Raw genomic sequence first — 18,684 nt, forward strand, 5'->3', positions numbered from 1 at the left:
GCTTCACAAATAGTAAAATCATAAATCAAATTTATTATGGAGTTAGTTGTAATTGAGAAAAATGCGTATTTACGGTTAAAACAGCAGGTTGAGGATTTATTCACACAGATTGAAGCTGTTAAAAAGAAATTTGGAATTGTTGAAAAGGAAAAATGAATGGATGCCCAGGAGGTTTGCTTGGCTTTGAATATCTCCAAACGAACTTTGCAAAGCTATAGGGAATACGGAATTATTCCGTGTTCTTTTATAGGTGGCAAATATATGTATAAAGAGAGTGATTTGGTCAGAGTATTAACTCAAAAAGCAAGATAACATATGGATGGAGTAATCACAAAGCAGTCAGAAGAGTACATAATGATGATGAGGATACTTAAGAAATGTTCTAAAGAGGTACTTGAATTTCAAGATTTGCCTGTTCCTATCGCCAATGAGGTTTATATGACTGGTGAACAGGTATGTGGCGTGTTGCATATATCAAGCAGAACTTTGCAAAAGTTACGTGATGAAAAGGGGATAGCTTATACTGTTATAGGTGGTAAGTTTCTTTATCCTCTTTCTAAAATTGCAATTGTTATTGGAAGAAAATTATAAAAGTTATGTTCGTTAAATCAAGCGTTTGATTTGTATTTATGCCATTTTTTTACTACCTTTGTAAAAGGAAGAGTGTAACAGGAAGAAAGTTGCAGCATATTTGCGGTGAATTATTCGGTGTCATAGGAGTAGAGGCTTTTGGTAAGATGCTGATAATGAGTAGGGGAAATAAAAGTTAATCGTTCCCTGTCTCTCCGCAGAGCTCCAAAGACAAAAAGGATTCAAAGTATGACAAATCCCGTAAAACCTTGATTTTACGGGATTTTTTATTTCTCTTCTCGGACATCTATCAGTAATTCGGGTTATATAATCAGTAATCTGGATACCTATGTAATAATAATACCCGCTACTTTTGTATCGCTATAACAATTGGATTTATATGTTTCAACTAAATAATATATCGTATGAAAAGATTGGTGTTGTTTATGATGGCAGTTATGCTGTTGTCTATTACTGTTAACGCACAGAAAAAAGGTGGTAAGACACTGGTAGCTTATTTCTCGGCAACGGGAACAACGGCAAGGGCTGCCAAGTTGGTGGCAGAAGCTGTTGATGGGACCCTCTACGAAATACAGCCTGCGAAAAAGTACACGGCTGCTGATTTGGACTGGCACGACAAAGCTTCGCGCAGCAGTGTGGAGATGTCGGATTCCAAATCACGTCCTGCATTGTATTCTAAATTGGGAAGTCTCGCGGAGTATGATACCATTTATATAGGTTTTCCTATTTGGTGGAATTTGGCTCCAAGAATCATCAATACATTTATAGAAAGCGGTGATTTTGCAGGTAAAACGGTTATTCCATTCGCCACTTCGGGAAGCAGCAGTATTTCTAATGCAGAAAAGGAATTGCAGACGAATTACCCCGGCATAAACTGGGGAAAAGGCAGGCTGCTGAATGGAGCGAGCCGGGAAACTGTCAAGCAATGGATTAAGAAATGAATTTCCAACCGAAACTTAAAGAAGTAGAGATGAAGAACATGGTAAAAAACATATGTGCGGCGATGGTTATTAGCCTTTGTGCTGCAGGACATTTGTCTGCAACAGAAAATAATCCTAATAATGATAATAAATTTATGGAAGAGAATTTGAATCTGACTCAAGAGTGGGACAAGACATTCCCACAGAGTGATAAAGTAGACCATAAAAAGATAACTTTCCACAACCGTTACGGCATTACACTTGCCGCCGATTTGTATGTACCCAAGAATGTGACGGGTAAATTGCCTGCCATTGCCATCAGTGGCCCATTTGGTGCCGTGAAGGAACAAGCTTCGGGCTTGTATGCGCAGACATTGGCAGAACGTGGATTCCTGACGATTGCTTTCGATCCATCCTATACGGGAGAAAGTAGCGGCCAGCCCCGTTATGTGGCTTCGCCGGACATCAATACGGAAGATTTCAGTGCAGCGGTCGATTATCTTTCCACCCGTGACGATGTAGATGCAGAGCGCATCGGCATTCTCGGTATTTGTGGATGGGGAGGCATGGCGCTTAATGCAGCGGCTATCGATACTCGCATCAAGGCTACAGTTACGGCAACCATGTACGACATGAGCCGGGTCAATGCTAACGGTTATTTCGATTCTATGAATGCCGATGCACGGCATGAATTGCGGCGCCAGCTTAATGCTCAGCGTACGGAGGATTATAGAAACGGTACATTTGCTCTTGGAGGAGGTGTAGTAGACCCGTTGCCTGCCGATGCTCCACAATTTGTGAAGGACTACCATGCCTATTATAAAACACCGCGCGGCTATCATAAGCGGTCACTCAACTCTAACCACGGATGGAACAAGACTTCACCGCTTTCGTTCATCAATATGCCTATCCTTTCATATAGTGATGAAATCCGTAGTGCAGTGTTGATGCTGCACGGTGAGAAGGCCCATTCACGTTATTTCAGTGAAGATGCTTTTAAAAAGTTGCAGGGTGATAATAAGGAACTGCTGATTATTCCCGGTGCAAACCATGTAGACTTGTATGACAATATAGAGGTAATTCCATTCGGCAAAATAGAGAGATTCTTCAATGAAAATCTTCGATGACCGCCTTTAATGTGTTAGGAACCGGACGTACTTTTCTTTAGCCTGGTTCAGCAACTCCTCTTTCAGGCAGATGTCTTTCCGGAAAAGCGAATGCTCCGGGAAGATTTCTTTTTTCTTGGACGCCTTGTTCCAATTTCCTACTACATGCCCCTTATAGAGAAGTACCGGAAAGAACAATCCGTTGTTGGTGAAAGCTTTGGAATAGTCCTCTTTGGGTAGGACGTCCGTCCGGTCCTTGTATCCTATCAGGTATTCATCGTAGGAGGGAAGAAGGTGCAGGTTACCGGTCGCCTTTCCAGATGTCCGGCAGGAGTCATGGATGTACCATGTCTGGCTGTTCCATTGTTCGGACATCAGTTCCGGTTCTATCAGAGAAATGGCTTGCCTTGCTTCCGTTAAAGGCAAACCAGACCACCAGGAGAAGTCTTGCAGGGTAGCAGGGGCATGGCTGCGGAAATAGGCTGTAGCCAGGCGGGCCAGCGCTTCTTCTTTCGTCAGTTCGGGGGTAGGTGGAACTCTTTCGTCCAGAAGGGCATAGGTGTGTTGCCGTCCATGGCATTCTCCGCTGCACACAATTCCTTCGACTTCGGCACGCGACATAAAGCGGGTCATGTGGTAGTTGTCTGCAAGCAGTCCCGAACGTTCAAAATGTTCCGCAATCTCTTGTTTCGTCAGGCTTCGCTTCCCGCTGAGGATATTCCCAAGTATGGTGTAGCTTCTGTCATATTGCTGTTCCGTGATTTCCAGACCATGTCCTTTTGCATAAGAATCATTGGCAGATTTGATGCGTTGTGCAGAGAGTTTCAGCATCCAACGAATGTCTTCTGCTGCTACCAGGTGCCATGTGGGACGCATTACGTGGGTTCTCAGTATTTCCCCTTGATGCAGGGCTTTTTCCACGGCTTGAATTCCCGGTGACTTCAGCCGCATACCTACGGCCCATTTCACCATTGTATAGTCTTGTGCCTGCATGGCGCCCATCCAGGAGACCAGTTCTTTCGGGTGGCCGAAGAGTGGAGTGGACAGTTGCTGGTTCTGTAAGCGTATTTCAGGGATTCTCATGTCGGTATGGTATTCGTTTGTATCAATAGGAATCGCAAAGATAAGAAAAGCAGGTCATCGCAGGGTATATCGTGTCCGCAATTATATTCTTTTGTTTCTTTTAACAGCTACTAATATAGCTATCTTTTATTTTTGCAACACACAAATTTGGAAAATATTCATAATTAAACAACCATAAGAACTTTTTTATGACTATGAGAACAAATTGTATTTTATTGTTAGTTATTTTGTTGGGAGCCTTTCCCTTAAATCGTGTACATGCCGATGAATCTGGAAGCATAATTCTGTACACTCCTTACACAAAAATTTCCGTGACGCCCGGAGCGTCCATTGATTACAGCATTGATTTGATTAACAACACGGACGGGGTTACAAATGCAAATCTCTCGGTCAGCGGATTGCCGGGCAGTTGGAAGCATGAAATCAAGTCAGGCGGCTGGACCCTCAGCCAGCTTTCTGTACTGTCCAAGGAAAAGAAAACGTTCAATTTGAAAGTGGAAGTTCCTCTAAAAGTAAATAAAGGAAGTTATCATTTCACAGTATTTGCCGGAGAAACCAAACTGCCGCTGGAGGTGATCGTGGCCCAGAAAGGAACTTACCAGACCGAGTTCACTACCGACCAGCCCAATATGCAGGGCAATTCCAAGTCCACCTTTACCTTCAATGCCACTTTGAAAAACCAGACGGCCGACCAGCAGCTGTATGCGCTGATGGCCAATGCCCCCAGAGGCTGGAGTGTCGTGTTCAAGCCTAACTATAAGCAGGCCACTTCTGCCCAGGTGGAAGCGAACAGCAGCCAGAATGTGAGTATAGAGATTGTCCCTCCCGCCAATGTGGAAGCCGGCAATTACAAGATTCCGGTACGTGCGGCTACTGGTACGACTTCTGCCGACTTGGAGCTGGAAGTTGTTGTCACGGGTTCCTACGAGATGGAATTGTCCACGCCCAGAGGATTGTTGAGTACCGAAATCACAGCAGGAGATGTGAAGCGTATCGAGTTGGTGGTCCGGAATACCGGTTCTTCATTGTTGAAAGATATCCAGCTTTCTGCCAATAAGCCCGTGGACTGGGAAGTGTCTTTTGAGCCTTCGAAGATTGATATGCTGAAGGCGGGGGAAACGGCCAATGTCGTAGCTACCATGAAAGCATCCAAAAAGGCATTGCCCGGAGATTATGTGGCTACCATGACGGCCAAAACTCCTGAAGTGAATACAGACGCCCAATTCCGCATTGCCGTGAAAACCCCGATGATATGGGGATGGGTGGGCGTTTTGATAATAATCGTTGCCATAGGTGCCGTATGCTATCTGTTCCGTAAATATGGAAGGAGGTGAGCATGGACGAGCGAGTGATTGCATTGACAGACTTGACCAAGCAGTATGGGCGCTTCACTGCCGTAGACCGCATTTGCCTGACTATCCGTAAAGGGGAGATTTTCGGATTATTGGGGCCAAACGGCGCCGGCAAGTCAACTACCATCCTGATGATGCTGGGACTGACGGAACCCACTTCCGGCTCTGTGGAGATTTGCGGTATCGACTCTACCAGGCATCCTATCGAGGTAAAGCGGAAAATAGGCTATCTGCCCGAAGATGTGGGGTTTTATGATGACATGACCGGTCCGGAAAACCTTATATATACTGCGCGTCTCAATGGCATTTCGGATGCCGAAGCGAAAGTCAAGGCGCTGGAGCTGATGGAGCATGTGGGGCTTGCCGGACAGATGAAAAAGAAGACCGGGAAATATTCGCGCGGTATGCGCCAGCGATTGGGGCTGGCAGACGTGCTTATCAAAAATCCGGAAATTATAATCCTGGATGAACCTACTTCGGGAATAGACCCTGCCGGTGTTCAGGAGTTCATCGAGCTCATTAGGCAGTTGAGCCGGAAGGAGGGACTGACCGTCTTGTTCTCTTCCCACCACCTGGACCAGGTGCAGAAAGTTTGCGACCGCGTGGGACTGTTCAACAGTGGGAAGCTGGTCACCTTGATTGATATGTCTGATTTGAAGGACAAGCATCAGGAATTATCTGATATTTATAACCATTATATGGAGGAAGGAGGAGAAAGGCATGAATAAAGTCAATTATCCTTTTCGGGTAGTCGTCAACAAGGAAATATCCGACCATGTGAAAAGTTGGCGGTTCATTATCTTGATGGGAATCATTTTGCTTACGTGCATGGGCTCACTCTATACCTCGCTTACCAACATAGGTGCCGCCATCAAGCCCAATGACCCGGACGGTTCGTTCCTTTTCTTGAAGTTGTTCACAGCCTCGGATGGCACATTGCCTTCTTTTGTGCAGTTTATCAACTTTCTGGGGCCGTTGTTGGGGATTGCGCTGGGATTCGATGCTATAAATTCGGAACAGAACAAGGGGACGTTGAGCCGTATGCTGTCACAGCCTGTTCATCGTGATTGCATTATCAATGCCAAGTTCGTGGCTGCATTGATTGTGATAGGTATCATGCTGTTTGTACTGGGATTCCTCGTAATGGGCTGCGGGTTGATAGCGATAGGCATTCCTCCCACAGCAGAAGAATTTTGGAGGATTGTATTCTTTCTCATAATCAGTGTGTTCTATGTGGCATTCTGGCTGAATCTGGCCATTCTGTTTTCGCTTTGCTTCCGTCAGGCGGCCACCTCGGCATTGGCTTCGGTGGCGGTATGGTTGTTTTTCAGCGTGTTCTATACGATGATTGTCAATCTGGTTGCCAAGGCATTGAGCCCTTCGCAGCTGGCATCTCCTTATCAGATAGTCAGTTACCAGAAATTTATTCTCGGTCTGATGCGTCTGGCACCTAGCGAACTGTTCAATGAGGCGACCACAACGCTGCTGATGCCTTCCGTCAGAAGTTTGGGGCCGCTTACTATGGAGCAGGTTCAGGGGGCCATTCCCAGTCCGCTGCCATTGGGACAGAGTCTTTTGGTGGTGTGGCCGCAGCTCACCGGACTGATTGCAGCTACTGTCATCTGTTTTGCTCTTTCGTATGTCATATTTATGAGACGGGAAGTCAGATCACGGTAATGATAAGTATGTTTTATTGAGTGTTGAAAGTCCGTTCCGGCATTGGTTGCTTGAACGGACTTTTAATATTATTTGCCCGAACATTTGGTAATTCCAAAAACTTCCCTTACTTTTGCGCCCCGAACAAGGAGAGGTGCTCGAGTGGTTGAAGAGGCACGCCTGGAAAGCGTGTATACCCCTAAAGGGTATCGGGGGTTCGAATCCCCCTCTCTCCGCAACAGTTCTGAATAAGATGGAAAACTAGCGGGTAAAGGTCTACAAATCTATGATTTGTAGACCTTTTTTGCTTGTACTCCGTTTGCTTTGAAAGACTTGGAAACTATGTCTTTGTAAATTAATTATAGATAATGAAAGCTGGATGACATCTCCTTTCATAATAAGGCGATGGGATAATGCATTGCCACTGCAAAGCAAGTGCATGCTTTTTGCAGTGCTACTGCATTCAGCTTTGCAGTGGCGCTGCAACACATATGCAGTGTCACTGCAGCATATATGCAGTAGCGCTGCAACACGTTTGCAGTCACACTGCAGCAGATGTGCAGCGACGCTGACCCGGTAGGTGTGTACGGGATTGTATCATGTTTCGTTAAGAAGATATTATAAAGTATCCTTTGAATGTCGTATTTTTGTCTATCCGTAATTTAGAGTAGTCAAAGAAAACTATGAAACACACTCGTATGAAACTAAAAACAGCGGTAAAGAACCTTCATGAAGGCTGGAAATTCCGGCAGGCGAGACTGACCAATTGGTATCCGGCTACAGTTCCGGGAGTAGTCCACACGGACTTACTGCAGAACAAGATTATTGAAGACCCGTTTTTCCGGTTGAACGAACGGGGATTGCAATGGATTGACAAGGAAGACTGGGTTTATGAAACTTGCTTTACTCTTGCTGCCGACATGATGCGGAAAGAGAATATGGAGCTTGTGTTCGAGGGGCTGGATACTTACGCTGACGTTTATTTGAATGATGAATGTATACTGAAAGCGAACAATATGTTTCGCCGCTGGTCTATCCCCGTCAGGCAGTACATCAGGGAGGAGAATAATATATTGAAGGTGTACTTCCATTCGCCGGTAAAGATAGACGTCCCCAAATGGGATGCACTTCCCTACCAGTATCCGGCATCCAATGACCAGTCTGAAAACGGGGGCTTGTTCAACAAGAAGATAAGCATTTTTGCCCGTAAGGCAGGTTATCATTATGGCTGGGACTGGGGGCCGCGTCTGGTTACCTCCGGCATCTGGCGTCCGGTGTATATCAGGGCTTGGAGCGATTTGAGAATCAACGATGTGTTTATCGAGCAGAAGGAAGTCGGTGCAGGCAGGGCCGTGATTGCCGGACATGTGGAGCTGGATGCCGATAAGGATATGGACGGAGTGCTGGTCACGATAACAGACGAGGCTACCGGAAGAGTGCTTGGCGAGTGGCAAGCGGATTTGAAGCGAGGCACCAATCGGGTGACCGTTGATTTTGTCCTTCACAAGCCGAAGCTGTGGTGGAGTAATGGACTGGGGGAGCCTTTCCTTTACCGTTTCCGTACGGATATCATTGCAGGCGGGGAATTGTTGGACTCTAAAACCGAAAGGGTGGGCATACGCTCTTTGAAGGTGGTGCATCAGCCGGATAAGGACGGGCATACTTTCTATATAGAGCTGAACGGGCGTCCGGTTTTTGCCAAAGGAGCCAATTACATCCCTTTGGATAACTTCCTGCCGCGCGTCACTCCCGAGAATTATAAAAGGACGATTCTCGATGCCGCCGGTGTAAACATGAATATGTTGCGTGTCTGGGGCGGAGGTATCTATGAGAACGATGTCTTCTATGATTTGTGTGATGAGCATGGAATTATGATTTGGCAGGACTTTATGTTTGCCTGCAGCATGTATCCGGCAGAAGGCGCCCTGCTCGATAATATCCATCAGGAGGCGGTGGACAATGTGAAACGTTTGCGCAATCATGCTTGCATTGCTTTGTGGTGTGGAAATAATGAATGCCAGGATGCCTGGCTGGGCTGGGGCTGGAAGCGTGAGATAGAACGGCAGAACAAGGAATATGCCGACAAGATTTGGGCACAGTACCGGCAGCAGTATCATGTCACCTTACCCGGGGTGGTCAGGGAGTATGCACCCGGAACCTTCTATTGGCCTTCTTCTCCGTTCGCATTCGAGGGAGAGATGTCCGGTACTACTGACGGGGACCGTCACTATTGGAGTGTCTGGCATGGTAAAGCACCCATTTCTGATTATGACAGCGAGAAATCCCGCTTTTTCAGCGAGTACGGCTTTCAGTCTTTTCCAGAGTTCGAGTCCGTCAAGCGCTATGCTCCTTACCCCGAAGACTGGGATATACGTTCCGAGGTGATGATGTCCCATCAGCGTGGTGGCGACCATGCCAACGGGCTGATTGAGACTTACCTGTTGAATGAATATAAAAAACCGCGTGATTTCCGGGCATTCCTTTATATGAATCATGTGCTGCAGGGAGATGCCATCAAGACGGCCATCGAGTCGCACCGCCGCCAGATGCCGTATAATATGGGGACACTTTTCTGGCAGCACAATGACTGTTGGCCCGTAGCTTCCTGGGCGAGCCGTGACTATTACGGACGCTGGAAGGCGCAGCACTATTATGTCCGCAAGGCCTATGATGACATCTTGATTTCTCCGGTAGTGGAGGGGGATGATTTGAAAGTATATGCAGTGTCCGACCGCTTGGAGAATACTTCCGGCCGGCTGCAACTCCAGGTCTGCCAGTTCGACGGAACCGTGGTTCATCACTGGGGCAAGTCTGTCGGCATCTCCGGTAATGACAGCCGTGTCTGTTTTTCCGCACCGCTTGCCAAGCTGCTGGAGGGGGCGAATAGAGGAACAGTATATGTCCGCGTAGACTATACGGACAAATCGGGCAGGGTGTACCATAATAACTACTGTCTGGGCAAGCAGAAGGATATGGATTATCCGAAGGTGGATTTGCAGACTGAAGTCCGTTCCATTGAAGGCGGATATGAAGTGACGGTATCGGCAGACAAGTTTGCCCGTGCTGTATGCTTGTCCGTTGCTGACAATGAAAGTGTGTATAGCGACAATTATTTTGATGTCCAGCCGAAGAGCAGCGTGCAGGTGCAGGTCAGGACGCGATTGTCTGCCGAAGCGTTCAACGGTTCGTTGAGGCTGACTTGCCTGAACAATGAATTCTGATACTCGCCATCCGGACGTTGGCATGCTTCTTCCGTCCGGATGTTTTTTACATAAAGATAATATGCTGCTTCAGTATAGCTGATATTTGTGTCCTCAGCTGATTGGCATTGATAGGTTTAGCCATATATGCGTCGAAGCCGTTTTCCATGACCTGCTGTTCATCAGAAGCATAGGCAAAGGCGGTGACGGCTATGATGGGGACTTGTGTAGAGTATTTGCGTATTTCCCTGGTCGCTTCGTAACCATTCATCACCGGCATGTTGATGTCCATCAAAATAAGCTGCGGGTCGTATTCCCTGAACATATTCACGGCTTCCTGACCATTCCACGCATGTATCAGATTGTAGTCTTTTCGTAGGATGGACTCAATCAACCGGAAGTTGCTGTCATGGTCTTCGGCAACCAAGACGGTGATTTTCTGCTTTTTTACTTTTATAGGTTCGGTCTTGCTTTCTGCCTGCCGGATGCGGCTTGCCGGCACATAGGGGAGGGTGAACCAGAAGGTAGAGCCTTCGCCGGGCTTGGAAGTCAGTCCGATATTGCCTCCCATGTGCTGTACCAACATCTGGCAGATGGATAATCCCAGTCCGGTGCCTTGGGCAAAATTGTTGAGCTTGACAAAGCGGCCGAATATGCTCTCTTGTTTGCCTTCGGGGATACCGCATCCCGTATCGGATACGTAGAAATAAAGCATCTTGTCGTCTTGCAGCTTGTAGCCAAAACGGATACTGCCTTCTTGGGTAAACTTGATGGCATTGGTCACCAGATTGATGACGAGTTGAGACAAGCGGTTACGCTCGGAATGAATGTGGCATTCGGGCAGTCCGGGCTCAAAGGAGAGGGTGACATTCTTTTCGGGCGATAGCTTCAGGCAGAGCGAACTTTCCAGCTCTCTCATCACTTTGTTCAATTCAAAATCCGTATCAATGAATTCCATTGTGCCTGCTTCTATCTTTGACAAGTCCAGAATGTCACTGATGAGTTGCAGCAGCAAAGTATTGTTGTTCTCAATGATGCTGACGTATTCTTGTTTTTCTTCCTCCTCTTCGGTGGAAGCCAATATTCCGGAGAATCCCACAATGGCATTGAGCGGCGTACGGATTTCATGGCTCATGTTGGCGAGGAATGCGGATTTCAGTTTATTCGACTCTTCCGCACGGTTCTTGGCGGAAACCAGTTCCGTCTCCATCTTTTTCCGTTCGGTGATAACCAGCGAAGAGCCCACCAGGGTCAGCGGCTTATTGTTCTCGTCGTAGGTTTCTACGGCGGCCTGGGCCTCCACCCAGTCGAAGTGTTTGTGTCCGTCGGCATGATTGATGACGCGGTATTCCTCCTTGACTTTCTGGATACGTCCCTCAATCAGGTCTGTATAGGCTTGTTTCACTTTTTCCAGGTCTTCCTTGTGTATTTTGGAGAAATACTGGCTGTCGGGTACGGACAGCTGTTCATCGTCCATGATACCGGCATTATTGCTGAGCTCTATCGGCTTGTTGACATCGCAGAGTATGGTGTGTGTCCGGAGGTTCCATTTCCATGGTACGATGTTGGCAACGTCGAGTGCCATGGAAAGTTTCCGGTTTGTCGACCTCAACTGTATTTGGGTGTGGTGCAACTCGGTGCTGTCAACGCAGAAGACGTGCATGTATTCGCCATTGTCGCTTGCCTTGACTACAATGTCGTAGAAAGTGTCTATCTTCTTGTAATAATAGGGGAAAGTTACGGAACGTTTCTCCTTCAATGCAATATTCATGAAATGGAGGAACTCGTTCATGGATTCGGGAAATAATTCGCTTCCCCGCTTGCCGACAGCCTCTTTGCGCATGATAAATCTGTCTTCGAAGAAATTGTTGACATCTATATATAAGGTGTCAGTAATGCGCCCTTTTTCATCTTTTATAAGTTTCTCATACATGTATAGGATGGGCATGTTGTTTATCAGATTTCGGTATTTGAGATTGCTGTCCAGTTGTTGCTGTTGTAATCTTTTGATTCTACTCAGTGACTGTAGGCGGAGATATTGGAAAAAGAACAGCAGAGTTATGATTGCGGCAGTGATACTGATAATGACATATTCGTACTTCTCCCAGAAGGTGGGAGGCATGTTGTAGAATATGGTACCCTTGGGGCATAGCTTCGGATTCAGGTCACGCTGCAGAAGGGATTTATAGTTGAATACGGGGGCTCCGTCGTCGGGATAGTATAACGGGATGTTGCGTGCCGGGGTACCGTTCAATATCTTGTGGATGGTTTCCAGTAGCCGGGCATTATAATTCTCTTTGTTGTAAATGTATCCGCCTACAATCCCCCCTTCTTCTTCAATACCGATGGCCCTTAGCGAAAACAAAGGGATGGGGGCGGTAGAGATGACCCGGTGGGAGTTACTCCTCATGATATTGTCATGGGGAGAGCTCTTGTACAGCCAGGATGAAAAGATGACTCCGGTAGTATGGGGACTCACGTGGTTCAGTATATTGAAAAGGCTGTCCGTCCGGATGTCCTTCGCACTCAAGAACTGGTAATCCAACTCCGGGTACTTTTCACGGATAATCTCGGACAAGTCATAGTCGTTCTGCTGGCAGATGTATGTTTCATCCCCTATATACATGACCTTATCCATTTTGGGGATGAGTTGCTTCATGAGTTGCAGGTTCTCGTTCAGGTATACACTGGATTGCATTAAGGTCAGATTGTACTTCTTCTGTAGGTCACTGATGGGAATACGCTCTGTGCGGGGCAGGGCGTGCTCGCGTATCATTGTTTCCTTAGGACCGGTATAATCCCTCTCACCACATAATATCATGGGGATATCGGGCCACTGCCGGTTCAGTTCATCGCACATGATGAAACTTCCGCATCCGATAAGCACGATAAGTTTAGGGTTCTTGTAACTCTTGAACAAGCTCTCTTTGAATGTCTCCAGTTTATTTTCCTCGTCAAGTGTCAGCATTTTCATGTGTGCGGTGTATACTCCGATGTGGCTGTTCTGTGATGCCATGTTCACAATGGAGGTGATGAAATCATTACTCCAGGGATTGGCTTCTGTATAAGTGTTGATTATCAGAATATCGTCGACGTCTGTTGCGAGAGATTTTCCATATAGGGTGTCTGTGCAGGTGAACGAGCAGAGTATTGCAATTACCGCTCCCAGTATGTATTTCATATCCTTTGGACCGTTTTTAATGTTTGCTATTGTGAAAATTCTTACAAATGTAGGGGTTTCCCGGTGGATAGACAAAGAAAAAGATGAATTTAAGCGGGATATGGAAAAATAAAGCGGAGCAACATATTGCAATGTCACTCCGCTTCTCATTGAGATGTTGAAAGATGTGTTTTCAGGAGATTTAGTTGTTTTCTTTTTTAATGTCTATGGTCATGAACCGTTCACCGTCATATAGACTTTTGACACGGATGTTCAGTCCTTTTTTCTCTTTCAGCTGTTCCGCTATATTGTCCAGCTTGAAGGAGGCCAGTCCGGTGCCCAGCGTGAGCTGGCTGTCATTGTAGGCATTGTGGCGGAATTCGAGATTGACGTAATCCGGTTTGTCGTTTTCGCCGGTGGATGCTTCATTGATGACCAGGTTCAGCATGTGCTTCTTGTCTTCGTTGTTGCTGTGGTAGAATTGATATTTGATGTTCAGATACTCGCCCGTAATCCATAAATCCGTGGCGTTGATGTTGTCGTCTCCGATACTGTCTGCCTTTTCGGCAGGCATGGAGTAGATGTCTTTGGTCAGAATGTTTTCGATGTGCTTTATTTGGGCATTGTATTCGTAGCCTGGAAGTTTCTCTTCCAGTTCGCGGAAGTAGATGAAAGCCCTCTGGCCGTCTATTACGGCATAGTCGTGAACATAGGTTGTGTCACTGGGATATAGTTTACTGCCTTCGTCCAGTGAGAAATAGTAGTCTTTTCCTTCGATGACCTTTACCGTACCTACGGCGAACAAAGTGTCATATTTGTCATCCCAATCGTCCAGGCATGATTGCAATACAATGGCAGTCAGGAATAAAAGCATGGATGCTGCCAATGTCATTCTCAGTTTCTTCATAAGTGGTAGGTTTTAGCTCTTTTCTGTTTAAAACTTATTTTTGTATTCAGAAAATGCGGTGAAAAGCTAAATACTGCGTAGTATACTGTTAAAGAAATGAAAGTATGATTTTCTTCTCTGCCTGATGCAGTATTTTTGCGCCGATTGCATTTATAGGGTAAACACGTGTTAAAAGAGAGAATGGAAGAACAGGAATTGGCAGAACGCTGTAGGCAAGGAGACAATCTTGCCCGCAAAGAACTGTATGAGCGCTATGCGGGACGCATGCTCAGCGTATGCCTCCGTTATGCAGGTGACCGGGAGACTGCCCAAGACCTGATGCATGACGGTTTTCTGAAACTTTTTGATTCTTTCGATAAGTTCACTTGGCGGGGAGAGGGTTCTCTGCGGGCATGGATGGAACGCGTAATGGTGAATACGGTGTTGCAGTATTTGCGGAAAAATGATGTGATGAATCAGTCATCGGCCTTGGAGAATGCACCCGAAGCTTATGAGGAACCGGAAGGTTCGTCAATAGATGTCATTCCTCAAAAGGTACTGATGCAGTTTATCAGTGAATTGCCTGCCGGCTATCGTACCGTATTCAACTTATATATTTTTGAAGAGAAATCCCATAAGGAGATTGCTCGACTATTGGGAATTAATGAAAAATCCTCTGCCTCGCAGTTGACGCGTGCTAAAGCGACTTTAGCGGCAAAAGTACGTGAGTGGATGAAAAGAAATGATTAAATGAAGGAACGTATGGAAGATGAATTGTGGTTGAAAAAGATAAAGGACAAGCTGGAAGACTATTCCGAACCGCTGCCGGTTGCCGGATGGGAGCGGTTGGAGAAGGAATTGTCCGTTTCCGGAGCTCCGATAACCGGACCGCATAGGATGATACCTTTCCGTCGCTGGGCGGTGGCCGCGGCAGCTGTGTTGCTGGTGGCGGTTTCGTCCGTCAGTCTGTGGCTGTTGCAGAGTCCGGTAGGGAATGAAATGCGGCATACGTCAGTGCCCGCTTTGGCTGTGGCTCCGGACGTCTTGCCGGAACAGACAGTACCTGCCATACGGACTAATTCCATAGAGCCTGCTTATCGGGCACATGGAAATGCATCGGCGCCCAATAAGGAGGCAAGTCACCCTTTGGTTGCACAACATATCAGAATATCGGTTGGCGAAGAACAGCAGGAGGAAATGCTGCCGGTTGAAACTGCAGATGAGGTTGTCGGTATTGGACAGCAGGCGGAAGAACCGGTAGTGGAAGATACGGACCATGAAACTACAATGCAGGCCGAGGAACCGGAGACAAGGGAAGACCGCTATCGTCCGTCAGGCCGGGACAAACTGCATCTTCCGGAAAAAAACAGTTCTGGTAGGGATGCTAAAGGATGGGCGGTTGGCTTGTCCGTAGGAAATACGGGAGGTTTTTCATTGGCGAATGAAGGGGAAGCGAATGTGATGTCGGACTACATGCCTGGAAGTCCTATTTATGGCGGTAACGTAGATTTATCCTCTACGGCCAATGGCATTGTTACTATTCCCGACGGGCAGGAACTGGTTTTTAAGGATGGTATGCCCTATCTGCAAAGACGCGAAAAGAAAATTGCGGATATAGACCATAAACAACCGCTCAGTTTCGGTGTTTCGGTGCGGAAAAACTTGGCGAAGGGTTTCTCTGTGGAAAGCGGGCTGACGTATACCTATCTTGCTTCTGACGTAAGGTATGAGGGCAGCTCGGAAAAGATAAGCCAGAAGCTGCATTATATTGGCATTCCGGTACGGGCCAACTGGAACTTTGTGGATGCAAAGAACTTTACGATGTACGTTTCGGCGGGGGGTGCCATTGAAAAATGTGTGTATGGCAAGATTGGTACTGAGAGTGAGACTGTGAAACCGGTACAGCTTTCTGTCATGGGTGCTGTCGGTGCCCAGTATAACATAAGCAATAGGGTGGGCCTGTATGTGGAACCGGGAGTATCTTATTTCTTTGATGACGGTTCGTCGATACAGACTATACGCAAGGAGAACCCGTGTAACTTTACGTTGCAGGCCGGTATACGTCTTACTTATTGATAGCAGGACAGACATGTTTTTGTCCACTTTCTTGTAGATTCAGAATTTTCTTAATAACTTTCGGCCGTGTTTCTTCGTTGGTGGATGAAGGGACACGGTTTTTTATTGATTGAGAAGAAAGAAAGTAGGTCGGGACATGCCCGGCAATATAACAAACACGTAGTAAAATAGACAAAATGAAGATTAAAAAGAAAGTAGCCTTAAGCGGGCTATTGCTTTGTTGTGCAATCACGGCAAAAGCACAAGTGTGTATTACTCCCCAGGTGGAGCAGCGTGCCAGGGAGTTGGTTTCTCAAATGACGCTGGAAGAAAAAATCGATTACATTTCCGGTCCCAAATCTTTTTATATCCGGGCTGTACCCCGGCTTGGCATACCCGAAATCAGGATGGCCGATGGTCCGCAAGGCATACGTAACAATACTCAAAGTACCTTGTATCCTTGTGGCATCTTGTCGGCTTCGACATGGAACCGTAAGTTGGCTAGAGAGCTGGGACATGGTTTGGCCCGGGATGCAAAGGCCCGTGGGGTAAGTATTCTGTTGGGGCCTGGAGTCAATATCTACCGCTCTCCTCTATGCGGGCGAAACTATGAGTATTTTGGTGAAGACCCTTATTTGACGGGCGAAACTGCTAAAGAATATATCTTGGGAGTGCAGGAAGAGGGAGTTATGGCTACGGTGAAGCATTTTGCGGCCAATAACCAGGAGTGGAGCAGACATCATGCCAGCTCAGATGTGGATGAACGCACGCTGCAGGAAATTTATTTTCCCGCGTTCCGAAAAGCTGTGCAGGAAGCAGGAGTAGGGGCGGTTATGGATAGCTATAATCCGCTGAACGGGGTACATGCCACCGAAAACAGCTGGCTGAACATTGATGTACTGCGCAAACAGTGGGGATTTAAAGGTATCCTGATGTCTGACTGGACATCTGTATATTCCGGTGTGGGAGCCGCTAATGGAGGGTTGGATTTGGAAATGCCCGTCGGTAAATTCATGACCAGGGAAATTCTTATTCCGGCAATAGAGAATGGTATCGTGAAGGAAGAGACCATTGACGCCAAAGTCCGGCATATACTCCAGACATTGATTGCTTTTGGAGCACTTGATACTCCGAGAGAAGATAAATCTATCGATAAAGACAATGCACAGTCTAAGGAAATTGCACTTGACTTGGCGAGAGAAGGAGTAGTGTTATTGAAAAATGACAACAGTACGTTGCCTTACCGGAACGGTAGAACATTGGTAATCGGGCCTAATGCCGATATTATTCCCACAGGAGGAGGAAGCGGATTTGTCACTCCTTATTCGGTAGTGTCGCTCTATGACGGTATGGTTCAGTTGAAGGGCGGCAGACAGATAGAGCTGCTGTCTGACAGCCTTCTTTATAAGGATATGTCCCAACAGATTTATACGGATGACAGTTTTACGCAAAACGGTTTTAAGAGCGAATATTATAATACTCGTAATCTTACCGGAGAGCTCTTTCAGGCTGCCATAGAGCCTGCCATAGACTATGCCTGGAAATACGGTGCACCGTTCGACGGCATGCCGGTAGATCAGTTTTCTGCCCGTTGGACGGGAGTTTACAAGGCTGACAAGGATGGAACTGTCAAGTTCCAGCTGGCTGGCGATGACGGATACCGTCTGTTTGTAAACGATAAACTGATTACCGGAGATTGGGGGAATCATTCATTCAGTACCCGTAGTGCATTTATGCAGGTCAGTGCAGGGGAGATATACCGGCTGCGTATTGAATATTTTGATAATGTGGGTGAGGCGACTGTCAGTTTCCAGGCAGGAATGATGGATGAGGAGCGTTTGGCCTCTTCACTGAAGCATGCCAGGAATGTTATTGTATGTGCCGGGTTCAACAGCAGTACAGAAGGTGAAGGGTTCGACCGTCCGTTTGCATTGTCATACGGGCAGGAATATCTCATTAATAAAGTGGCTTCACTTCATGATAATGTGACTGTGGTGGTGAATACCGGAGGTGGAATAGATTTCCGCAATTGGGGGCAGAATGTACAAGCTATTTTGATGGCATGGTATCCGGGGCAGGAGGGTGGAAAGGCCCTTGCCGAAATCATTACGGGCAAGCTTTCGCCAAGTGGCAAACTACCAGTCAGCATCGAGGAAAAATGGGAAGATAATCCGGTATATGGTAATTATTATGACAATCGCAATGTACCTCATAAACGGGTGCAGTATGCCGAAGGTGTTTTCGTAGGTTATAGGGGATATGACCGGAACGGAAAGCAGCCGCTCTATCCTTTCGGGTATGGACTGTCATACAGTAGTTTTGAATATAGTAATCTGAGTGTTGAGAAGACGGGTGGAAGCCGGGTTACGGTAAGCTTTGACATCAAGAATACCGGAAAGATGGATGCTGCGGAAGCGGCTCAGGTATATGTGCGGGATGTGGAATGTTCTGTTCCGCGTCCATTGAAGGAGTTGAAAGGCTACGATAAGGTTTACTTGAAGAAGGGTGAAACCAAGCGCGTTCGGATATTGCTGGATGAGGAAGCCTTTGCCTACTATGATGTGGAATCACATCGGTTTGTAGTGGAAAAGGGGACTTTTGAGATTCTGGCAGGTCCTTCTTCAGCTGATTTACCATTGAAGGCAACTGTTGTTTTATGATAAAATAAATATCAA

General features: G+C 46.7%; 14 protein-coding genes and 1 tRNA gene. 12 read left to right on the top strand and 3 right to left on the bottom strand.

What is annotated here, in order from left to right; all coding sequences use genetic code 11:
* The first annotated feature begins 156 nt into the window (after positions 1 to 156).
* From DW096_RS06930 to DW096_RS06945, 4 genes are all read left to right on the top strand, one after another.
* Positions 157 to 312 carry a helix-turn-helix domain-containing protein gene (locus DW096_RS06930; RefSeq protein ID WP_016272734.1) on the top strand — a complete coding sequence of 52 codons (156 nt, stop codon included), beginning with the start codon at positions 157 to 159 and terminating at the stop codon, positions 310 to 312.
* A 3-nt stretch (positions 313 to 315) separates the two neighbouring features.
* Positions 316 to 591, top strand: a complete 276-nt coding sequence (locus DW096_RS06935) for a helix-turn-helix domain-containing protein (protein WP_227212685.1) — start codon at positions 316 to 318, stop codon at positions 589 to 591.
* 404 nt (positions 592 to 995) lie between these two features.
* A complete protein-coding gene (locus DW096_RS06940; RefSeq protein WP_016272732.1) occupies positions 996 to 1,532 on the top strand; it encodes a flavodoxin in 537 nt (178 codons plus the stop codon).
* Positions 1,533 to 1,561: 29 nt separating this feature from the next.
* Positions 1,562 to 2,638, top strand: a complete 1,077-nt coding sequence (locus DW096_RS06945) for an alpha/beta hydrolase (protein WP_035457791.1) — start codon at positions 1,562 to 1,564, stop codon at positions 2,636 to 2,638.
* A 6-nt stretch (positions 2,639 to 2,644) separates the two neighbouring features.
* Here DW096_RS06945 and DW096_RS06950 read toward each other — a convergent pair whose 3' ends face one another.
* Positions 2,645 to 3,700 carry a winged helix DNA-binding domain-containing protein gene (locus DW096_RS06950; RefSeq protein WP_057089084.1) on the bottom strand — a complete coding sequence of 352 codons (1,056 nt, stop codon included), beginning with the start codon at positions 3,698 to 3,700 and terminating at the stop codon, positions 2,645 to 2,647.
* 188 nt (positions 3,701 to 3,888) lie between these two features.
* Between DW096_RS06950 and DW096_RS06960 the strand changes: the two genes are divergently transcribed.
* The 5 genes from DW096_RS06960 to DW096_RS06980 all read left to right on the top strand — a co-directional run bounded on the left by DW096_RS06960 (position 3,889) and on the right by DW096_RS06980 (position 9,929).
* On the top strand, positions 3,889 to 5,034 hold the full coding sequence (locus DW096_RS06960; protein WP_016272729.1) for an NEW3 domain-containing protein: 1,146 nt from the start codon (positions 3,889 to 3,891) through the stop codon (positions 5,032 to 5,034).
* A gap of 2 nt (positions 5,035 to 5,036) precedes the next feature.
* Positions 5,037 to 5,780, top strand: a complete 744-nt coding sequence (locus DW096_RS06965) for an ABC transporter ATP-binding protein (RefSeq protein ID WP_035457716.1) — start codon at positions 5,037 to 5,039, stop codon at positions 5,778 to 5,780.
* Positions 5,773 to 6,729 carry an ABC transporter permease gene (locus DW096_RS06970; RefSeq protein ID WP_005831677.1) on the top strand — a complete coding sequence of 319 codons (957 nt, stop codon included), beginning with the start codon at positions 5,773 to 5,775 and terminating at the stop codon, positions 6,727 to 6,729. The genes DW096_RS06965 and DW096_RS06970 overlap by 8 nt, the downstream gene beginning before the upstream one ends.
* Positions 6,730 to 6,856: 127 nt before the next feature.
* Positions 6,857 to 6,944, top strand: a tRNA-Ser gene (locus DW096_RS06975).
* 447 nt (positions 6,945 to 7,391) lie between these two features.
* Positions 7,392 to 9,929, top strand: coding sequence for a glycoside hydrolase family 2 protein (locus tag DW096_RS06980; protein ID WP_057281715.1), 2,538 nt, complete (start codon positions 7,392 to 7,394; stop codon positions 9,927 to 9,929).
* 46 nt (positions 9,930 to 9,975) lie between these two features.
* Here DW096_RS06980 and DW096_RS06985 read toward each other — a convergent pair whose 3' ends face one another.
* Both DW096_RS06985 and DW096_RS06990 read right to left on the bottom strand, forming a co-directional pair.
* The gene (locus tag DW096_RS06985; protein ID WP_117588490.1) at positions 9,976 to 13,089 is read right to left on the bottom strand and encodes an ATP-binding protein; all 3,114 of its coding nucleotides are present in this window, start codon (positions 13,087 to 13,089) and stop codon (positions 9,976 to 9,978) included.
* Positions 13,090 to 13,270: 181 nt separating this feature from the next.
* Complete coding sequence (locus DW096_RS06990; RefSeq protein ID WP_005832500.1) at positions 13,271 to 13,975, bottom strand: NigD-like protein; 705 nt, start codon at positions 13,973 to 13,975, stop codon at positions 13,271 to 13,273.
* 180 nt (positions 13,976 to 14,155) lie between these two features.
* Here DW096_RS06990 and DW096_RS06995 point away from each other — a divergent pair, with 180 nt between their 5' ends.
* From DW096_RS06995 to DW096_RS07005, 3 genes are all read left to right on the top strand, one after another.
* A complete protein-coding gene (locus DW096_RS06995; protein ID WP_005831669.1) occupies positions 14,156 to 14,704 on the top strand; it encodes an RNA polymerase sigma factor in 549 nt (182 codons plus the stop codon).
* A complete protein-coding gene (locus DW096_RS07000) occupies positions 14,705 to 16,030 on the top strand; it encodes a porin family protein (protein ID WP_035448882.1) in 1,326 nt (441 codons plus the stop codon). It abuts the gene before it with no gap.
* Between the two features lie 176 nt (positions 16,031 to 16,206).
* Complete coding sequence (locus DW096_RS07005) at positions 16,207 to 18,669, top strand: glycoside hydrolase family 3 protein (RefSeq protein WP_118930862.1); 2,463 nt, start codon at positions 16,207 to 16,209, stop codon at positions 18,667 to 18,669.
* Positions 18,670 to 18,684 lie beyond the last annotated feature (15 nt).

The organism is Bacteroides sp. AM07-18 (assembly GCF_003602695.1).
Taxonomy (GTDB): Bacteria; Bacteroidota; Bacteroidia; order Bacteroidales; family Bacteroidaceae; genus Bacteroides; species Bacteroides uniformis.

What these genes read in the sequence shown, in the direction of transcription:
- DW096_RS06930 (WP_016272734.1), top strand. Translation starts at nt 157, where the DNA reads ATGGATGCCCAGGAGGTTTGCTTGGCTTTGAATATCTCCAAACGAACT.
- DW096_RS06935 (WP_227212685.1), top strand. Translation starts at nt 316, where the DNA reads ATGGATGGAGTAATCACAAAGCAGTCAGAAGAGTACATAATGATGATG.
- DW096_RS06940 (WP_016272732.1), top strand. Translation starts at nt 996, where the DNA reads ATGAAAAGATTGGTGTTGTTTATGATGGCAGTTATGCTGTTGTCTATT.
- DW096_RS06945 (WP_035457791.1), top strand. Translation starts at nt 1,562, where the DNA reads ATGAAGAACATGGTAAAAAACATATGTGCGGCGATGGTTATTAGCCTT.
- DW096_RS06950 (WP_057089084.1), bottom strand. Translation starts at nt 3,700, where the DNA reads ATGAGAATCCCTGAAATACGCTTACAGAACCAGCAACTGTCCACTCCA.
- DW096_RS06960 (WP_016272729.1), top strand. Translation starts at nt 3,889, where the DNA reads ATGACTATGAGAACAAATTGTATTTTATTGTTAGTTATTTTGTTGGGA.
- DW096_RS06965 (WP_035457716.1), top strand. Translation starts at nt 5,037, where the DNA reads ATGGACGAGCGAGTGATTGCATTGACAGACTTGACCAAGCAGTATGGG.
- DW096_RS06970 (WP_005831677.1), top strand. Translation starts at nt 5,773, where the DNA reads ATGAATAAAGTCAATTATCCTTTTCGGGTAGTCGTCAACAAGGAAATA.
- DW096_RS06980 (WP_057281715.1), top strand. Translation starts at nt 7,392, where the DNA reads ATGAAACACACTCGTATGAAACTAAAAACAGCGGTAAAGAACCTTCAT.
- DW096_RS06985 (WP_117588490.1), bottom strand. Translation starts at nt 13,089, where the DNA reads ATGAAATACATACTGGGAGCGGTAATTGCAATACTCTGCTCGTTCACC.
- DW096_RS06990 (WP_005832500.1), bottom strand. Translation starts at nt 13,975, where the DNA reads ATGAAGAAACTGAGAATGACATTGGCAGCATCCATGCTTTTATTCCTG.
- DW096_RS06995 (WP_005831669.1), top strand. Translation starts at nt 14,156, where the DNA reads ATGGAAGAACAGGAATTGGCAGAACGCTGTAGGCAAGGAGACAATCTT.
- DW096_RS07000 (WP_035448882.1), top strand. Translation starts at nt 14,705, where the DNA reads ATGAAGGAACGTATGGAAGATGAATTGTGGTTGAAAAAGATAAAGGAC.
- DW096_RS07005 (WP_118930862.1), top strand. Translation starts at nt 16,207, where the DNA reads ATGAAGATTAAAAAGAAAGTAGCCTTAAGCGGGCTATTGCTTTGTTGT.